The sequence below is a fragment of the Brotonthovivens ammoniilytica genome (assembly GCF_025566885.1).
Classification (GTDB): Bacteria; Bacillota; Clostridia; order Lachnospirales; family Lachnospiraceae; genus Brotonthovivens; species Brotonthovivens ammoniilytica.
In genome coordinates this window covers 25337-45456 of the sequence record NZ_JAOQJQ010000004.1, presented here as the reverse complement: position 1 = coordinate 45456, position 20120 = coordinate 25337, and the positions used below count along the sequence as shown (strand labels likewise).

The window sequence follows — 20120 nt, the reverse complement described above, 5'->3', positions numbered from 1 at the left end:
AAAAGAATGGTTAGTCAGAAAGTGGTAGTAAAAAATCCCACAGGCCTTCATTTGCGGCCTGCCGGAGTGTTATGCGATACTGCAATGCAGTTTCAGGCTAAAATAACATTTCAAAGAGGGAATAATACTTCAAATGCGAAAAGTCTTCTGAGTGTACTGGGGGCTTGCGTAAAATCCGGTGATGAAGTAGAATTTTTCTGTGAAGGGGAAGACGAAGAGGATGCTCTTCGGGCAATTATAGAGGCTGTTAAAAGCGGCCTTGGAGATTAATCCTTTCGGAGAAATTAAGGATGTAAGGAGAGTTAATATGTTGAATTATAGAAAATATAAAAAAGTTCCGGTTTTAAATTATCCGGAAAGGGAATGGCCCGATAAAGAGATAGAACAGGCGCCGGTCTGGTGCAGTGTTGACCTGCGGGACGGGAACCAGTCATTGATTGAACCTATGAATGTGGAAGAGAAGATGGAGATGTTCCAGCTTCTTTTAAAGCTGGGATTTAAAGAAATAGAGATTGGTTTTCCGGCGGCCTCTCAGATTGAATATGATTTTCTTCGGGAGCTTGTGGATGGGGATATGATTCCGGATGATGTAACTGTGCAGGTGCTGACGCAGTGCAGAGAACATTTGATAGATAAGACTTTTGAAGCGATTCAGGGAATCAAAAATGTTATTGTCCATATATATAATTCAACTTCTACACTGCAAAGAGATGTTGTATTTCACATGAATCGTGAAGAAATCAAACAGATTGCAGTGGATGGAACGAAAATGGTAAAGGATCGCGCCAAAGATTTTCCGGGAAGAATCCAGCTTGAGTATTCGCCGGAAAGTTTTACCGGTACGGAAATGGATTTTGCAATTGATATCTGCAATGCCGTACAGGATGTATGGGAGCCTTCTGGAGACAATAAACTGATCTTTAACCTTCCGGCTACAGTGGAAATGAATACGCCAAATGTATATGCTGATCAGATTGAGTGGATGCATAAGCATTTTAAAAATAGAGAAAACATTATTTTAAGTGTTCATCCTCATAATGACAGAGGAACCGGGGTGGCAGCTACAGAGCTGGCACTGCTGGCGGGAGCTGACCGGGTAGAAGGAACGCTTTTTGGCAATGGAGAGAGAACCGGAAATGTTGATATTCTGAATATAGCGTACAACATGTTTTCCCAGGGAATTAATCCAAAGCTTGAGATTGAAAATATCAATGAAATTATTGAAATATATGAACGATGCTGTAAAATGTCTGTGGATATGCGTCATCCGTATGCAGGCAAGCTTGTGTTTACGGCGTTTTCAGGTTCCCATCAGGATGCCATCAATAAAGGTGTAAGAGCGCTGAGAGAGCGCAGCGACGGAATCTGGGAAGTTCCGTATCTGCCTATTGATCCGGCTGATGTGGGACGAAAATATGAACCGGTTGTCCGTATCAACAGCCAGTCTGGAAAAGGCGGCATTGCTTTTGTTATGGATACGATGTACGGCTATCAGATGCCAAAGGCAATGCACAAAGAGTTTGCGGATGTCATTCAACGGCTTTCTGAAGTTCAGGGAGGCGAGGTAGATCCTCAGCAGATTATGGATAAATTTGATGAAGAATACCTCTCAAAGAAGGAACCATACGAGTTTATCAAAGTAAAAGTGGAAGATTTGAATGAAAAAGATTCCCATATTGTTTTAGATTACAGATACAATGGGAAAGATATGCATATAGAGGCAGATGGAAACGGACCCATTGATGCGGTGAAACGAGCTATTAACAGCCATATGGATCTGGATGTGTGTATCCGCAACTATAGTGAGCACGCCATGGGAAGCGGTTCTCATGCCAGAGCGGCGGCGTATATTCAGATGCGGGATAACCGCACAGAGAAAGAAACCTTTGGCGTGGGCGTAAGCTCCAATATTACTCGTGCGTCTATCCGGAGTTTCTTTAGTGCGTTAAATCGCCTGATGAGATGATTTAGATTTTATAGGGGAGGGGGAGCTAAAATGCCCTCTCTTTATTCATGATTTTGGGGAATATTATGAAAAAGACAGGAGTACTAAAAGCGAGGTAAATATGGGTAAGGGAAAAACGAACTGGTTAAAGCACTGGGATTTTCTGGTGTGGGATCTTATTTTCATAGAAATAGCGTTTTTAGCAGCCTGTGCCTGGCGGCATGGGTTTCATATTGCGCCTTATCTGCGGCCGCTGTATGTCAGACTGAATCTGATACTGATTGTTGTGGACATTGTAATCGTGCTGTTAAATTCCAGCTACAAAAATATTCTTAAACGTGGATTTTTAAAGGAATTTCAGGCTGTTTTAGTTCATAATTCCCTGATTCTGGGTGTGCTGCTTTTGTACATTTACATTACAAAACAGGCTTTTTATTTTTCTCGTACAGTATTTGTTCTGACATGGATCCTGTCCATTGTTTTTACCTATATAGAGCGGTTCTGCTGGAAAAGGGTGATCCGGAAGAGAATTCGAAAAGGTGTTGGACTGCCATATATGCTGGTGGTTACCTATGAAAACTATGCGCCAAGCGTTCTTGAGAAATTCAGGAAGCGCATGTATAATAATTTCAATCTGGCAGGACTTGTAATCATTGACGAAGATATGAGAGGACAGACCATCGGGAAAACCAAGGTGGTGTGCAACGCAGATGAGATAACTGAATATCTCAGGACACATGTAGTAGATGAGGTGCTGTGGAGTGCTGAATATAATGACAGTTATCAGAAAATTGTTAAGACGATGATCTATATGGGGATCAGCGTGCATATTGCTATGGACTATCTGAGTGATGAACTTCCAAATAAATTTGTGGAACGGGTAGGAGGCTTTACAGTAGTGACAACCGCTATCCATTCTATGCAAAACTGGCAGAAGCTTTTAAAACGCCTGTCGGACATTGGAGCAGGGCTTATAGGAGTTGCTGTAACGGGAGTTTTATTTTTGATACTTGCTCCTATTATCAAAAAGCAGTCTCCGGGACCGGTCTTTTACAGCCAGGAACGGGTAGGAAGAAACGGCCGTATTTTTAAGATGTACAAGTTTCGCTCTATGTGTATGGATGCAGATCAGAAAAAGAAGGATCTGATGCAGCATAATGAGATGCAGGGACAGATGTTTAAAATGAAAAATGATCCCCGGATTATCGGCTGCGAAAAAGGAGAAGGAAAAGGAATCGGAAACTTTATACGAAAGACAAGCTTAGATGAGTTTCCCCAGTTCTGGAATATTTTAAAAGGAGATATGAGTCTTGTGGGCACCAGACCTCCTACACTGGACGAATATAATCAATATGAGGTCAGACATAAGGTGAGGCTTTCCATAAAACCCGGATTGACAGGGTTATGGCAGGTCAGTGGAAGAAACAGGATTACGAACTTTGAAGAAGTAGTGAAGCTGGATGAGAAATATATTGAAAACTGGAGTTTAAAAGAGGATATGAAGATTATCCTGAAAACGGTAGAGGTGGTTCTGGCCCGAAAGGGTGCAGAATAAAGCGGGAGTTATGGACCAATGAAAAAATTGAAAAATTTAATGAAAAGGTATCAGATATTTGTCCGGAAATTCTGGTTTCAGTTATTAAAGAACGGTTTTTCCAGAGCAGATTATCTGCGTAAACATGACATTCTGGCAGAAATCGGTGAAAATGTGTACTTCTATTCCAGAATCATGCCTGCAGATCCTAAGCTGTTAAAGATTCATAGTAATGTGTCCATTGCCACTAATGTCAGATTTGTAAATCATGATAGAATTGATGTAGTATTATCTGGGATGTTCGATAAAAAATATGGTAAAAAATATGACTGTATTGAAATTATGGACAATGTGTTTATCGGGGCGGATGTTATTGTGTTGCCAGGTGTGAAAATCGGTCCTAATGCGATTGTAGGAGCCGGCAGCGTCGTAACACATGACGTTTTGCCGGGAACGGTGGTGGGTGGTTCACCGGCCCGCAAAATCGCATCCTTTGATGAAACAATAGAAAAACGTTTGAAACCTGTAAAACCTGTATCCAGTCCGGAAAAGCTCTGGGCAGAATTTAATAAAAAACATAAGGATTAGAAACATGGCGGTATACAATCAAGACGATAACTCAATGCTGCGCCAGCTTCAGCTGTATGAACTGAATCTGCTGAAGACGTTTGCAGAAATTTGTGAGAAAAATAATCTGAAATATTATCTGATCGGCGGAACGATGCTTGGAGCCGTGCGCCATCAGGGCTTTATCCCCTGGGACGATGATGTGGATATCGGAATGCCCCGGGAGGATTATAAAAAATTTATGGAGCTGGTAAAATACCAGATTCCGGATTATATGGTATTTCTCAACTATAAGAAGGATCAGGAGTATCTGCGGTATTTCAGCAGACTGGTGGATACCAGAGTGAAAATTTATAATGATTCTAATACAGATACCCTGGTGGAACATGCATGGATTGATATTTTTCCATTGGATGGGACACCTGATAACAGGCTGCGCAGATGGCTGTTTTTTACCAGGCTGTCTGCAATCCGGGTGATGTATCACTTTTCCTGCTTTGAAAAGATGGTAAATCTAATGCGTCCGGGCCGCCCGCTGTATCAGAGGATTATTATAAAAATAGGGCAGAAAACAAGGTTCGGAAGAAATATGGACAGTAAAAAAATTCTGGACAGACTTGACCGGAAACTGCAGAAATTTTCTTTTGAACATTCAAAATATGTAATGAATTTTTTTGGCGCGTATGTATACAAAGAATTAATTCCAAGAGAATGGTTTGGCGATAACAGCAAGTATCCCTTTGAAGATCTGATGCTGACAGGACCTTCGGTGTACGATCCTTATCTGCGGCAGTTTTACGGGGATTATCAGATTCCCCCAAGTGATGCACATAAAGATAAACATACAATCAGTAAAATTGAGTTCGGAGAAGATAAAGTATGACAGATGAGATACAAAATGCGGGTATGCAAAAACTGCAGTCCGTGAATCTTGAGATGATAAAGCTGTTTGCAGAAATCTGCAGAAAGCATAAATTACAGTATTTCGCTCTTGGGGGAACGCTGCTTGGGGCAGTGCGCCATCAGGGGTTTATTCCCTGGGATGATGATGTGGATATGGGGATGCCAAGAACGGACTATGAGAAGTTTTTGAAAATTGCCGGCACAGAACTTACAGGACGCTATAGGCTCAGAACCATTGAAACAGATGATGAGTACAGAACCTATTTTTGTAAAATAGAGGATACCAGTGTAACCCTTGTACGGGAATTTTATGCAAAAAATTCTGTGGTGAAAAAGAATATCTATGCCTGGATTGATATTATGCCAATAGACGGAATGCCAACCGAAGCCCATGTATTCCGGAAACATCATGAAAAAATGTTAAAGGCCAGGAAAATGATTTCCTTTTCGCTTATGGATAAATGCATGGGCACCGGAAAAACCAGAAGTAAAAAGCAGATGATGATAATCAAAACCGGATTAAAAACCGGACTTTATAAAGCCGTTGATACTATAAAAGCATTTCGGCGGTTTGATAATCTCTGCAAAAAATATTCTTATGAAAGTTCCGCTCTTGTGGGAAATACTTACGGGATTTATAAGGAAAAAGAGTTTGTTCCCAAGCGGGTTTTCGGCAAAGGATGTATGCTGCCTTTTGAAGATACAGAAATCTGCTGTCCTGCAGACTATGATACCTATTTAAAGCATGTATACGGAAACTATATGATACTGCCGCCGGAGCAGGAACGGACGGGCCATGAGATCGAATTTGGAAATTAAGGAACAGGAATGAAACAGGCGGATTCTGACAGAACCTGCCGGTTTCTTGCAGTTTATATACTGCTGTGATAAAATGAATAAAATATGCCTGCATCCGGGATGAGGCGGCAAGCGGAGGAATATAAAAACGATGAAACGTTTTTTTATAGATTTTCAAAAATATTTTAAATATTCTATTTATTCTGCCAGATCTGCATTGAATGCAGAAGTGGCTGGTTCTTATCTGAACTGGCTTTGGTGGATTTTTAATCCGATTTGTATGATGCTGATTTATACATTTATTTTTGGATTTGTATTTGGAGGAAGCGAAAAATTTTTCCCGATATATATTTTTATCGGTCTGACTTTATGGGATTATTTTAACCGTACAGTCAGCACCAGCGTAAGGCTTGTAAAAAATAATAAAGCAATTGTAACAAAAGTTTACCTGCCGAAATTTGTTCTGGTGGAAACAAAGATGATGGTAAACTTTTTCAAAATGCTCATTTCCTTTGTTGTAATTGTGGGAATGATGGTAGTATGGAGAGTTCCGGTCTCTTTAAATGTGCTGTGGATTTTTCCTATTCTGGCGATTTTGTCATTGCTGATCTTTGGTTTATCCTGTGTAATTATGCATTTTGGTGTATTTGTAGATGATCTTGATAATATAATAAAGATCCTTCTTCGATTTGTATTTTATGCCACAGGTATTTTTTATGCGATAGATACAAGGATTCCGGCGCCTTATAATCATTATATGCTTCGGTTGAATCCACTGGCGTGTCTCATCGACGAAGCCAGAAAAGCTTTGATTTATCAAACGACTCCAAATTTAAAATGGCTGGGTATCTGGCTGGCAGTCAGTTTGATAATCTGTGCGTTTGGCATTCATAAAATCTACAAATTTGAGAACAGTTATGCAAAGGTGATTTAATTATGAACGAAATTGCAATTACCGTAAAAGATCTGGTGGTAAGGTACCGTAAACTAAATAAATTTTCTATAAAAAAACAGCTGCTGAAAAAACATCAGAGAGATAAAGGACCTAAAACTTTTGAAGCAATCAAGGGGATTTCTTTTGAAGTCCCAAGAGGAGAGATTCTTGGAATTATCGGTAAAAACGGCAGCGGAAAGTCTACACTGCTTCGGACACTTGCCGGGATTTTTTCGGCGGATGAAGGGGAAGTGGATATGCACGGGTACGGTGTATCCCTGCTTTCTATCGGTGTTGGATTTCAAAAGGAGCTTTCCGGACGGGAAAATATTTATCTTTCCGGTATGCTTTTAGGATTTTCGGAAGATGAGATTAAAAAGAAGGCCGATGAGATTATAGAATTTTCAGAGCTTGGAGATTTTGTTGATGCACCTGTAAATACTTATTCCAGCGGTATGCATTCCAAGCTGGCTTTTTCAATTTCAGCCATTCTGGAAACGGATATTATGCTGGTAGATGAGGTATTAAGTGTTGGCGACGAACGTTTTAAAAAGAAAAGCTATGCGAAAATGAAAAGCCTGATTTCCAATAAAGATCGTACAGTTGTAATTGTGTCTCATTCCCTTGGGACACTGGAAAATCTCTGTACATCAATTTTGTGGCTTCATGAAGGCGAGATAAAGATGATCGGTGAACCAAAGAAAGTAATTGCTGACTATCGTGAATTTATGAAGTAAAGTAATTAAAGGGTTAACAAATGAATTATAAAATAAAAGTGTCAAAGCTTATATTAAAGAGAAATACGATGACCATTTTTTTTTCTGGTTTTATAGAATCAGACAGTGAGCTGACACGGCCAAAATGGATATTATATTTTGTACAGGGCACAAAAGACAGGAGAATACCGCTGGTTATTCATGAACTATTCTGGGATGAAGGCCGCTGGTTTTTTGCCGGGTCCTATGATTATTTGCTGGACTGCCTGTTCTGGAAACCGGACAACCCGCTGGAAGAGATATCTATGTATCTGAACCTGCAGCTGGGTGAACATTATGAAGAGAAAATTACTGCCGATTTAACGCCGGAAGTTTTTGAGACAGACCAGAAGTTTTATGAGGTTGAGATTTTAAATTCATGCCTGAAAATCCTTCCCCAAAAGACAGGAATTGATAAAGGGTATGGTATCTCAAGGTTACGGATTAAGATATATAATTGGTTCAGCTTTGCAGCCGCCCTTGTATTAAGCCCCTGGCTGTTTTGTACAGCAAGGCTTGCAGAAAAAGGATATCTTCCATATGCTTCAGAACGATCTCAAAATGGGAAAAGTGCAAAAAGAAGAATGGTTGGTGATATGAATGCCAGAATGAAAATGCTCAGCGGGCATAAGATTTCACCTTTTGGATTTAAAATAAATCTGCTGAATATTTTTTTTGCATTGGCAAAAACACGGAAAGTACAGAAAAATAAAGTTGCCTTTTTATCAGTAAGACGACGGGATTTGTCTGGAAATATGGAATATGTATATACCAAATTTAGAAGATATGAGAATATTCATCTTGAGCTGTTTCTGCCAGGACGGGATATAAAGAAAATGTCTTTGGCGGAAATGTATAAAGCCGCTGTACTTTGCGCTACAAGTAAGGTAATTGTTTTAGATGAATATACTTCTTTCTTATATAAATTAAACCTCCGGCAGGAAACGAAAGTATTTCAGCTCTGGCACGCATGCGGCGCTTTTAAAACCTTTGGTTATAGCCGGCTTGGAAAAAAGGGAGGAACAATTCAGGAGAGTGTAAGCCATAAAAATTATGATTACGTGACAGTAAGTTCTTCCGGCGTTAGAAAATGGTATGCGGAGGGATTTGGTATTTCGACAGATCATGTGTATGCCACCGGAGTTCCGCGGACAGATGTATTTTTTGACGAGGAATATAAATCCCAGATAAGAAAATATCTTTATGAATCATATCCTCAGTGTAAAGGTAAAAGAGTGATTTTATTTGTGCCGACATTCCGGGGGGAGACAAGAACAGATGCTTATTATCCCATGGAAAAATTTGATCTGGAACATTTTCTTTCTAATATTCCAGAGGATTATCTGGTGATTATTAAACATCATCCTTTTGTAAAGGAGAAACATAAGATTCCTGAAGTGTATGCAGACAGAGTATTGGACCTTTCAGGAGAGTCAGAAGTGAATGATCTGCTGTTTATTACAGACCTGGTAATTACGGATTATTCCTCTGTTGTTTTTGAAGCATCTTTGCTAGATATTCCCATGCTTTTTTATACATTTGATCTGCAGTCATACATACGTGACAGAGATTTTTACTTTGATTTTGAAAGCTTTGTTCCGGGAAAAATATGCAGCAGATTAGAAGAAGTCGAAAAAGCTGTTCAAAAAGAGGAGTTTTATCATAATAAGGTCAGAGAGTTTGCTGAAAAATATTTTGATCATTTGGACGGAAAGGCTTCAGAACGGGTTGCAGGATTAATATATAAAGCTTTAAATACAAGCGGAGAGCAGGATGATTTAATAAGTAAATACAGGCAATATCAGCAGTAAATGTGGTATCAGCTGTATATGGAGGAAATGATATGAATGTAGCAGTGATAATTGCAGGTGGCTCCGGAAGCCGTATGGGCCAGGACATACCGAAGCAGTTTATAAATGTATATGATAAACCGGTTTTAATTTATACCTTGGAAGGATTTCAGAAGCACCCTGAGATAGATGCCATAGAGGTTGTCTGTATTGAGGGCTGGCATGATATTTTAAAAGCATATGCAAAACAGTTTAATATTACAAAATTAAAATGGATTGTATCAGGAGGAAATACCGGACAGGAGTCAATCCGGAATGGGGTTTATCATCTGGAAGATGAATGCAGTGATGACGATGTGGTAATTATTCATGACGGAATCCGCCCTCTGGTTGATGCTTCGGTACTTTCGGATGTTATCATTAAATGTAAGCAATATGGAAATGCTGTTACATCACTGCCGTATAACGAACAGATTTTTGTAAAGTCAGATGAAACATGTACGAATCAATATATACCAAGAGAAACTCTGCGGAGAGTTTCTACTCCCCAGGCGTATAAATTTGGTAAATTGGTCACAGCTTATAAAAGAGCATTTGCAGAAGAGATCGGTATTTACGGATCGGCTTATACGAATACTATGATGGTTGATCTTGGAGAGACTCTTTATTTTGCAGCGGGTTCTGATAAAAATATTAAACTTACTACAAAAGATGATTTGGAAATGTTTAAGGCTTATCTGAAAGCTGATAAAGATAACTGGTTAAAATAAGCTGGGAGAGATAAAATGAATTTACTGCAGAATGAAAAATATATAGAAGATATTCGCAGCGTTGCAGCAGCCAGCCTTCCCTGGGAAAGATTAAGTAACAGTTCTTTTCTGATCACAGGTGCGGGAGGTATGATAGGGAGTTTTTTGATTGATGTGCTGATGTACCGGAATCAAAAATATGGAATGAATTGTAAAATACTGGCCTTTGGCAGATCTGTGCATAAGGCGGAGGTAAGATTCAGAGACTATTGGGAACAGAAAACTTTTGAGTTTACTGCTCATGATATTAATCTTCCTTTGGGGAATGAGAAATATCGTACAGTAGATTATATTCTTCATGCTGCAAGTAATACCCATCCAGTAGCATATGCCACGGATCCCATAGGAACAGTTACTACAAATGTTATAGGAACCAATAATCTGCTGGATTTTGCCTGCAGGCATAAGACCAAGAAGTTTGTGTTTGCTTCAACGGTAGAGGTATATGGTGAAAATCAGGGAGATACCGATTACTTTAAAGAGGATTATTGCGGTTATATTAACTGTAATACCCTTCGGGCCGGTTATCCGGAGAGTAAACGGTGCGGAGAGGCTTTATGCCAGGCCTATAGGAAACAGAGAGAATTGGATGTTGTAATTCCAAGACTGGCAAGAACCTATGGACCCACAATGCTTTCATCAGACACAAAAGCGATCTCTCAGTTTTTGAAAAAAGGCGCTGCCGGAGAGAATATTATACTGAAGAGTGAGGGAACTCAATTATATTCTTATACTTATGTTGCAGATGCCGTATCAGGAATTTTATACACGCTTTTTTATGGAAAAGCAGGTGAGGCTTATAACGTTGCAGATACCGCATCGGATATAATGCTGAAAGATCTGGCAGGAATAATAGCGGAAGTCTCTGGGACAAAGGTGGTTTTTGAACTTCCTGATGCTGTGGAGGCCGCTGGCTATTCAAAGGCAACAAAAGCGCTTATGGATGGAGAAAAGATCCGGAAGCTGGGATGGAAGCCGGGGAATGATATAAAGCGGGGGTTATGCAGAACGTTAGAGATTTTTAAGGCTGACAAAAAAGTAGGAAGAGGAGAGACAAAATGATTATAGCAGTAGCAGGAACTGGTTATGTAGGGTTATCAAATGCTATTTTACTTGCACAACATAACAAAGTATATGCAGTGGATATTATACCTGAAAAAGTTGAGATGATTAATAAAAAAATATCGCCTATTGTTGACAAGGAAATTGAAGAATATCTTGCCGAGAGGGAATTAGATCTGACAGCTACTTTAGATGGTGATATGGCATATAAAAATGCGGATTATGTAATCATTTCTACACCGACAAATTATGATGAAAAGAAAAATTTTTTTGATACATCATCTGTGGAGAATGCTGTTGAACAGGTATTAAAAGTAAATAAAAATGCTGTTATTGTAATTAAATCAACAGTACCAGTCGGGTATACTGTTTCGATTCAAGAAAGATACCAGTCGGAGAATATTATTTTTTCACCCGAATTTTTACGGGAGGGGAGAGCCTTGTACGATAATCTTTACCCGTCTCGAATTATTGTTGGAGCACAGCAGGATAATAAAAAAATGAGGGAAGCAGCGCATATTTTTGCCGGGCTTTTGCAGCAGGGAGCAGTTAAGGAAAATATTGATGTTTTATATACGAATCCTACTGAGGCTGAAGCGGTAAAATTATTTGCCAATACTTATCTGGCATTGAGAGTATCGTTTTTTAATGAATTAGATTCTTATGCGGAACTGAAGGGATTAAATACGAAAGAGATTATAGATGGAATTGGTCTAGATCCTAGAATTGGAAATCACTATAATAACCCTTCTTTTGGGTATGGTGGTTATTGTCTTCCAAAGGATACAAAACAGCTTTTAGCTAATTATGAAGATGTTCCTAATAATATAATAGGTGCTATTGTGGATGCGAACCGTACCAGAAAAGATTTTATTGCTGAGAGAATTCTTGAAAGAAATCCTAAAATTGTCGGAGTTTATCGGCTGACGATGAAATCAAATTCAGATAATTTCAGGCAGTCTTCCATTCAGGGGGTCATGAAAAGGATAAAAGCGCATGGTGTTGAGGTAGTGATCTATGAACCAACTATGAAGGAAAATTTATTTTTTAACAGCAGAGTAATTAAAAGTCTGTCTGAATTTAAAGAAATAAGTGATGTGATTATCGCTAACCGTTATAGCCAGGAGCTTGAAGATATAATGGAAAAAGTATATACCAGGGATTTATATTTTAAGGATTAATAAAAACAGGTAGAATCAAACAAAGTTTGTTACTGAGAATATAATTAAGGAGAACAAAGGAAGATGGCAAAAGTATCTATAATTGTACCGACATATAATGTGGAGAATTATTTGGTTGAATGTATGGAAAGTCTTGTGAATCAGACTTTAACAGATATTGAGATCATATGTATCAATGATGGGTCTACGGATGGTTCCCTGGAAATATTAAAAGCCTATGCACAGAAAGATTCCAGAATAGTACTGATAGATAAGGAGAATGGAGGGTATGGAATCGGGATGAATATTGGCCTTGATAAAGCGTCAGGCCAGTATATTGGGATTGTGGAACCAGATGATTTTGTGCCTATCAATATGTATCAGGATCTTTACAATAAGGCATCAGAAAATGATCTTGATTTTGTAAAAGCAGATTTTTATCGATTTAAACGTTCGGATAATGGAGATATGGAGTTGGCATATAACCATTTGTCTATTAATCCGGAAGATTATAATGTAATATTTGATCCAAGTAAAAATCCGGATGCTCTAAGATTTATAATGAATACTTGGAGTGGAATCTATAAAAGGGACTTTTTAGAAAAACATAATATTCGGCATAATGAGACGCCTGGAGCTTCATTTCAAGATAATGGATTTTGGTTTCAAACTTTTATTTTTGCACAGCGTGCAATGATTTTGGACAGACCATATTATATGAATCGGAGAGACAATCCAAATTCTTCTGTACATAATAAAGATAAAGTATACTGCATGAATGTGGAATATGATCATATTCGTGATATTTTATCTAGAGATGAAGAATTGTGGAATAGATTTAAAGGATTATATTGGTTTAAAAAATATAATAATTATTGGGGAACAGTTAAAAGAATAGGAGAAGAGCATCGTAAAGAATATGTTATGCGTTTTAGTCAGGAATTTAAACGTGGATTGGAAAAAAATGAATTAGAGGAGGAAGTGTTTACTCCGACGGCCTGGTCTAATATACAGTTTCTTGTAAAAGATCCGGAAGGGTTTTATACTAGAAAAGTCGTAATGGGGCTTGCCGATGGTAATTCAAATTTTAATTATCAGAAAACCTTAAATGAGTTAAATCGTTTGAAAAATTCTAACTCGTATAAAATTGGAAGAGCTTTGACTTGTATACCGAGAAAAATCAAAGCGTCTCTGAAAAAAGCATAAATTGGTGAGGAAGAAAAATGGACAATCCCAAAATTTCGGTGATTTTACCGGTATATAATGTTGAAGATTATTTAGCTCAATGTATGGACAGCATTGTGAATCAGACTTTAAAAGAAATAGAGATTATCTGTATTGATGACGGTTCACAGGATCGTTCTTTGGAAATACTTAAAAATTATGAGAAGAAAGATTCAAGGGTTTCTGTTATAACGCAGGAAAATGCAGGTGCAGGTGCTGCCAGAAATAATGGATTAAAAAGAGCTAAGGGGGAGTATCTTTCGTTTCTTGATTCCGATGATTTTTTTGAACCTGAAATGTTGGAAAAGGCTTATAAACAAGCCAAGAATGATAGGGCCCAAATTGCTGTATTCAGATCAGATCAGTTTAGAGAGGATTTAAATCAGTTTGTAAAAGTAAATTGGACACTTCGAATGGAACATTTACCCTGTTATCAGCCGATGTACCATAGGACCTTTACTGGAAATATATTTAAAGTTTTTGTTGGCTGGGCCTGGGATAAAATATTTGAGACTCAATTCGTAAAAGATCACGAATTATGGTTTCAGGAGCAGAGAACCTCAAATGATATGCTGTTTGTTTTCTCTGCCGTTGTTTTAGCCAAAAGAATAACTGTAATTGATGAGATACTGGCACATCAGCGCAGAAATAATCCAAATTCTCTTTCAAATACAAGAGAAAAGTCCTGGCAGTGTTTTTATGAGGCGCTAAAAGCGCTGAAGGCTAATTTAATTGATTATGGCGTATACTGGGAAGTGAAACAGGATTATATTAATTATGCACTTCATTTTAGTTTGTGGAATCTTGAGACGTTAAATGGTGCTAAGAAAGAGGTATTATATAATCAATTAAAAAATGAGTGGTTTTCTGATTTAGAGATAAGTGGAAAGCCGGAGGAATATTTTTATAATAAAAAAGAATTTGAAAAATATAAAAAGATAAATGAATTAGATTTTAAGGAGTATTTTGGAAGTTAAAAATAGAAGCCATTGTGACGGGGGGCCGTAAGCAATGGCTTCTGCTATTACAATATATTTTTTGAAGTGTGGCTGGAGGAGAAGAATGAATAACGTTAAAGTTTCGGTTATTATGCCTGTTTATAATGCACAAATTTATCTGCAAGATACATTGAAAGATGTAATACATCAGAGTTTGGAGGAGATTGAAATAATTTGTATAGACGATGGCTCGACCGACGAATCTGTGAAGACTATTACAGAGATGCAAGCAAATGATTCTAGGATAAAATTAATCAGTCAGAAGAATTTATATGCGGGTGTTGCCAGGAATCAGGGCTTGAAAAAGGCTGTTGGAGAGTATGTTGTATTCTGGGATTCGGATGATCGCTTTGCATATAATGCTTTAGAGATAATGTATAAACGTTCAAAACAGGAAGATGCAGATATTTGTGTGTGTTCTGCTCAGAGATATGATCAAAAGACAGATAGTCTGATTTCTACAAATGTTTATTTGAATAAAAGTATGCTTGGCAATAAAGACATTATTAATAAAAATATTCTTCCAAAATATTTGTTTAATTTTGCTACGAATGTTCCCTGGAATAAAATGTATCGGAGAAGTTTTATAGAAGATAATGGATTAGAGTTTCAAGATTTAAAACAGGCAAATGATACATATTTTACTTTAATGGCCTTTTTTCTTGCAGAAAGAATTACTTATGTAGAAAATTCCTTAATAACTTATCGGGTAAATAATAAGGACAGTTTAAGCGGAAAAGCATCCGGAACGGTGTTTTGTGCATATGAATCATATTTATATACTTATGAAAAAATGAGAGAATATAAGGAATTTGCAATGGTCGAACAAAGTTTTTTTAATCGTGTTGTGGATGGGTTTATGCATTCATTAAATTTGCAGACAGATTATGATATGTTCTGCTTGTTATATGATAAATATAGGCAGGAAGGTTTTCAAAATTTTAGATTAGATCAATTTGAAAAGAGTTATTTTTATAAAAGTTGGTATTATACAGATCTTAATTTTATTTTAAAACATGAGGCGCCGGAATTTTTACTTTATAAAAGTATTGAACGAAAAAGAAAAGTGGATGAATTGCGAAGTGAATGTACAAAATATAAAAAGGCATATAAATCAAAGTCCTATAAAGTCGGTCTTATAGCTACAGCTATACCAAGGAAAGTAAAAAAAATTTGGAGATTTAAGAAATAAATTCTGGCTTTATATTTCGCTTTGGCTATATTTACTATGTAAGGATAAAAGTGTATAATTATAAAATTAAATATATTTATTTGAAGAGCAAAAAATAAATTAATAACTGGAGGTTTAATAATGAAAAAATATGATTATTTAGTTGTTGGAGCAGGTCCATTTGGAGCAGTATTTGCAAATGAGATGACGAAACAAGGAAAGAAGTGTCTTGTTGTAGAAAAAAGAAATCACATTGCAGGAAATATTTATTGTGAAGAAATAGAGGGAATTAATGTTCATAAATATGGTGCCCATATTTTTCATACTTCTAATAAAAAAATATGGGACTATGTTGGACAGTTTGCAGAATTTAATAATTATATAAATTCACCTGTTGCTGTATACAAAAATGAATTATATAATCTTCCCTTTAATATGAATACATTTAGTAAAATGTGGGGGATAAAGACGCCCCAGGAGGCAAAACAAAAGATCCAGGATCAGATTGCAGAATTACGTATTCAGAATCCTAAAAATTTAGAAGAACAGGCTTTATCACTTGTAGGAAGGGACGTGTATCAAAAACTAATAAAAGGTTATACAGAAAAACAGTGGGGAAGGGATTGCAAAGATCTTCCGGCCTTTATTATTAAACGTTTACCTTTACGTTTTATTTATGATAACAATTATTTCAATGATCGGTATCAGGGAATTCCAATTGGCGGTTATACAAAAATTATAGAAAAGATGCTGGAAGGCTCTGACGTTATCCTGAATACTGATTACTTTGAATTTCGGAAAACCCATCAAGATATTGCAGTAAAGACGGTTTATACAGGGATGTTGGACGAGTTCTTTGACTTTAAACTTGGGGTTTTGGAATATCGTTCAGTTAAATTTGAAACAGAAGTTCTGAATATAGAAAATTATCAAGGAAATGCCGTTGTAAATTATACAGAAAGAGAAGTTCCTTATACGCGTATTATTGAACATAAACATTTTGAATATGGAAAGCAACCAGTAACAGTGATTTCTAAGGAATATCCAAGTGAGTGGAAACCTGGTGACGAACCTTATTATCCGGTAAATGATGAAAAAAATGAGAAGCTTGTAAAACAATATAAAGCATTATGTGAAAATGAAAGAAATATAATCTTTGGGGGCAGATTGGGCGAGTACAGATATTATGATATGGATAAAGTGATAGATGCAGCACTTAAGGTGGTAGAAAATGAGTTAAAAAGTTTGGTATAGGTTTAAATTTAGTGATTACTTAGAGAGGAAAATTTTATGGACAAAATAGCAGTTTTGATTCCTTGCTATAATGAGAGTAAAACAATAGGAAAAGTTGTAAAAGATTTCAAAAAAGCATTACCTGAAGCAAAAATTTATGTTTATGATAATAATTCTGATGATGGAACAGATACTATTGCACGAGAGGCAGGTGCGGTTGTTAAGTATGAATACCAACAAGGAAAAGGAAATGTTATTCGAAGAATGTTTAGGGATATAGATGCAGAATGTTATATAATGACGGATGGAGATGATACTTATCCAGCAGAGTTTTCGGTTGAGATGGTTAATAAAGTAATTACAAAGAATGTGGATATGGTGGTGGGGGATAGATTATCCTCCACATATTTTGAAGAAAATAAGAGACCTTTTCATAATCTTGGGAACAATTTAGTTAGAAAAACGATTAATCGGTTATTCAAAAGTAATATAAAGGATATTATGACAGGTTATAGAGCGTTTAGTTATCAATTTGTTAAAACATTTCCAGTATTATCCAAGGGCTTTGAGATCGAGACAGAAATGAGCATACATGCAGTAGATAAAAATATGTTTGTAGAAAATGTTGTTATTGAATATAGAGATAGGCCAGAAGGAAGTGAATCTAAATTAAACACATATACAGATGGCATAAAGGTTCTTCGAACAATACTAAAGTTGTATAAAAATTATAAACCGTTTCATTTTTTCTCAATAGTTGCCTTTATATTGTTCTTAATTAGTATGGGATTCTTTTTACCGGTATTTATTTCTTTTCTTAATACGGGAGTTGTAGAAAAAATGCCAACATTGATAGTTAGTGGTTTTACAATGCTGGCAGCGATACAAGCTTTGTTTGCAGGACTGATTTTAAATACTATTAATCAGAAAAATAAGCAGGATTTTGAACAGGAATTGCAGAATACAGCAATTAATTTTAAATATGTAAAAGATATGCGATAAGAGTTTAAGGAAGAAATAGGAAAAGATAATTCATGATTCAAAAAAATAAGTATGTTTTTAATATTATTTGTATTATTTTAGCTTATATAAGTACCCTTTCTATATTATTTCAACAAAATGGGAAGTTTGCAAATAATATTAGTTTTGTAGGATTATTAATATTTGGAGTTTTATATTTTATTTACAAAAAATATTTTGGGGCTTTATTTATAAAAATTGATTTTTTAATATTATTTTTAGGAGCAATTTATTCCGTTTTTACACTTATAGGGGTGAGTTATACGTTAACAAATAGCGCGAAATTACTAACTGGCAATGTTACGAAAGTTGTCATTAGTTGCATTGCATTTGTGGGTTTTTGCGTTTTGTACTATGTGATTCTGGATATTATATTAAAAAAGGTCTTATTGGCAAGAAGAAAGAAATATGTATTTGCGAAAAATTTTAATTTAAAATACCCTATACTGTTTTTTGCTTTAATTATTTTTATTACTTGGCTGCCTTATTTAATAATTTTTTATCCGGGAAGTATTCCATATGACGGGTATTATCAATTAGATATGTTTTTTGGGATTTGGCCAATGTCCGATCATCATCCTGTTTTAACTACGTATTTAATTGGCGGCTTTGTAAGTTTAGGAAGTATTATTGATCTAAATTTTGGAGTGTTTTTATTTGTGCTATTTCAATCTGTCTTGTGTGCATTCATATATGGATATATAAGTGCATATATTAACAGTCTGAAAATTAATAAATTGTTTCCTATTTTAACTTTGCTTTTTTTCTCTTTATTGCCAATGTGGGGGGCTTATGCTCAAACAGTGGGAAAAGATACATTATATTATGCTTTTTTTGCTCTTTTCTTTACGAAAATAGTTCAAATTGTAATGAGAAAAAATGCTATCACAAAGAAAGAAATAATCGGGATAGTTTTACTGTCTTGTTTACTTATTATTTTCAGAAAAGATGGACTATTTATTGTTTTACCTACTTTGATAGGAACATTATTTGTCATTTTTAGATCAAAATTAAAAATTGTTTTGAGTATTATTTTAATACTAATAATTAACATGGTATATGGACAAATTTTGACACCAAATTTAATTGAAACAAAAGGTGCACCGTATGAGGCTCATTCTGTATTTTTTCAGCAAACAGCCCGAGCAGTTAAATATCATGGTGATGATCTAACAGAGGATGAGCGGAGATCTATTGATAAAGTGTTAAATTATGATACATTGGTTGAAAGATATAATCCGTGTTTATCCGATCCTGTTAAAAGCAAAGCAAATTTAAAAGCTACTGATGAGGAATTTGCAGAGTATATGGATACTTGGAAAAGTATGTTGTATCAATATCCCGGCGATTACATTTCTGCGACTATTAATAATTGTTTTGGATATTTTTACCCTCCCTATATATATGAGGAATTAAGTGCATTTAAGTTTTATATTATGGGTGAACCTTTGAATACAGGTGAATTAAAAATAAATTATATTATGAATAATGGAGTAAGGACAAAAGTTATGGAATGTGTAACATTTGTTCAGCATATGCCGGGAATATCTCTTTTAATGACATGTGGCACTTATACTTGGATTTTGTTAGCAAGTATATTATTTATATTGAAAAGTAAACGATATAAATTTCTAGTTATTACTATACCGTTAATTTTCAATGTATTAATTTGTGTGGCTTCTCCAGTAAATGCGTATATTAGATATTCAATGCCATTAATGGCAGCTATTCCAGTATTAATAGCTTGTGTATATTATATATTTGGCTTAAAGAAAGAAGAGGCATATGGATAGTAAAAGGGATATATTTGATAAAATAATGTCTTTGCCAATATTAAAATGTTTTTATCCATTTTATAAAATGCATAAGGAGCTTTTATTATATTTATTTTTTGGTGGAGCATCATTTATAGTAAGTGTGGGGTCCTATACATACTTTGACCTTAGTTTAAACTTAAATGAGCTGATTGCTAATTTCTGGTCTTGGATTTTAGCTGTATTATTTGCGTATATAACGAATAAAATATGGGTTTTTAATATTCGTACAAGAACAATTGCACTTTTGGTAAAGGAAATAATAAAATTTTTTACAGGTCGATTGGCGACATTACTAGTTGAAGAATGTATTCTATACATTTTTATTACAAAATTGGATTTTGGTAGCATAGCAGTAAAGATATTTGCACAGATAGTCGTTATAATCTTAAATTACATTATA

19 protein-coding genes are annotated in these 20120 nt (G+C 35.9%); all 19 read left to right on the top strand.

Annotation, left to right across the window (positions count from 1 at the left end; translation table 11 throughout):
* The first annotated feature begins 6 nt into the window (after positions 1–6).
* Positions 7–270, top strand: a complete 264-nt coding sequence (locus OCV88_RS10115) for an HPr family phosphocarrier protein (RefSeq protein WP_158425395.1) — start codon at positions 7–9, stop codon at positions 268–270.
* A gap of 37 nt (positions 271–307) precedes the next feature.
* Positions 308–1966 carry a 2-isopropylmalate synthase gene (leuA, locus tag OCV88_RS10110; RefSeq protein WP_158425394.1) on the top strand — a complete coding sequence of 553 codons (1659 nt, stop codon included), beginning with the start codon at positions 308–310 and terminating at the stop codon, positions 1964–1966.
* A gap of 100 nt (positions 1967–2066) precedes the next feature.
* Positions 2067–3500: a sugar transferase gene (locus OCV88_RS10105; RefSeq protein ID WP_158425393.1), complete on the top strand. Its 1434-nt coding sequence runs from the start codon at positions 2067–2069 to the stop codon at positions 3498–3500.
* Between the two features lie 18 nt (positions 3501–3518).
* Positions 3519–4067 carry an acyltransferase gene (locus OCV88_RS10100; RefSeq protein ID WP_158425392.1) on the top strand — a complete coding sequence of 183 codons (549 nt, stop codon included), beginning with the start codon at positions 3519–3521 and terminating at the stop codon, positions 4065–4067.
* 4 nt (positions 4068–4071) lie between these two features.
* Positions 4072–4929, top strand: coding sequence for a LicD family protein (locus tag OCV88_RS10095; protein ID WP_158425391.1), 858 nt, complete (start codon positions 4072–4074; stop codon positions 4927–4929).
* Positions 4926–5768, top strand: coding sequence for a LicD family protein (locus tag OCV88_RS10090; RefSeq protein WP_158425390.1), 843 nt, complete (start codon positions 4926–4928; stop codon positions 5766–5768). Before OCV88_RS10095 ends, OCV88_RS10090 begins: the two co-directional genes overlap by 4 nt.
* Positions 5769–5898: 130 nt before the next feature.
* Positions 5899–6681, top strand: coding sequence for an ABC transporter permease (locus OCV88_RS10085; protein WP_158425389.1), 783 nt, complete (start codon positions 5899–5901; stop codon positions 6679–6681).
* Positions 6682–6683: 2 nt separating this feature from the next.
* Positions 6684–7418, top strand: coding sequence for an ABC transporter ATP-binding protein (locus OCV88_RS10080; protein WP_158425388.1), 735 nt, complete (start codon positions 6684–6686; stop codon positions 7416–7418).
* A gap of 68 nt (positions 7419–7486) precedes the next feature.
* Positions 7487–9247: a CDP-glycerol glycerophosphotransferase family protein gene (locus OCV88_RS10075; protein ID WP_262591163.1), complete on the top strand. Its 1761-nt coding sequence runs from the start codon at positions 7487–7489 to the stop codon at positions 9245–9247.
* Between the two features lie 32 nt (positions 9248–9279).
* Positions 9280–9996: an IspD/TarI family cytidylyltransferase gene (locus tag OCV88_RS10070; RefSeq protein WP_158425386.1), complete on the top strand. Its 717-nt coding sequence runs from the start codon at positions 9280–9282 to the stop codon at positions 9994–9996.
* A gap of 15 nt (positions 9997–10011) precedes the next feature.
* Positions 10012–11097 (top strand): NAD-dependent epimerase/dehydratase family protein, encoded by a 1086-nt coding sequence (locus tag OCV88_RS10065; RefSeq protein ID WP_158425385.1) that lies wholly within the window; start codon positions 10012–10014, stop codon positions 11095–11097.
* Positions 11094–12278 (top strand): nucleotide sugar dehydrogenase, encoded by a 1185-nt coding sequence (locus OCV88_RS10060; protein WP_158425384.1) that lies wholly within the window; start codon positions 11094–11096, stop codon positions 12276–12278. Before OCV88_RS10065 ends, OCV88_RS10060 begins: the two co-directional genes overlap by 4 nt.
* A gap of 63 nt (positions 12279–12341) precedes the next feature.
* Complete coding sequence (locus tag OCV88_RS10055) at positions 12342–13463, top strand: glycosyltransferase (RefSeq protein ID WP_158425383.1); 1122 nt, start codon at positions 12342–12344, stop codon at positions 13461–13463.
* 17 nt (positions 13464–13480) lie between these two features.
* Positions 13481–14458 carry a glycosyltransferase family 2 protein gene (locus tag OCV88_RS10050; protein ID WP_158425382.1) on the top strand — a complete coding sequence of 326 codons (978 nt, stop codon included), beginning with the start codon at positions 13481–13483 and terminating at the stop codon, positions 14456–14458.
* 85 nt (positions 14459–14543) lie between these two features.
* Complete coding sequence (locus OCV88_RS10045) at positions 14544–15671, top strand: glycosyltransferase family 2 protein (RefSeq protein ID WP_262591160.1); 1128 nt, start codon at positions 14544–14546, stop codon at positions 15669–15671.
* Positions 15672–15791: 120 nt separating this feature from the next.
* The gene (gene glf / locus OCV88_RS10040; protein ID WP_158425380.1) at positions 15792–16904 is read left to right on the top strand and encodes a UDP-galactopyranose mutase; all 1113 of its coding nucleotides are present in this window, start codon (positions 15792–15794) and stop codon (positions 16902–16904) included.
* A gap of 36 nt (positions 16905–16940) precedes the next feature.
* On the top strand, positions 16941–17885 hold the full coding sequence (locus tag OCV88_RS10035; RefSeq protein WP_158425379.1) for a glycosyltransferase family 2 protein: 945 nt from the start codon (positions 16941–16943) through the stop codon (positions 17883–17885).
* Positions 17886–17917: 32 nt separating this feature from the next.
* Positions 17918–19696 (top strand): DUF6020 family protein, encoded by a 1779-nt coding sequence (locus OCV88_RS10030; protein ID WP_158425378.1) that lies wholly within the window; start codon positions 17918–17920, stop codon positions 19694–19696.
* Positions 19689–20120, top strand: a 432-nt coding sequence (locus OCV88_RS10025; RefSeq protein ID WP_262591159.1) for a GtrA family protein, incomplete at its 3' end; no start/stop codon positions are given. The genes OCV88_RS10030 and OCV88_RS10025, both read left to right, overlap by 8 nt.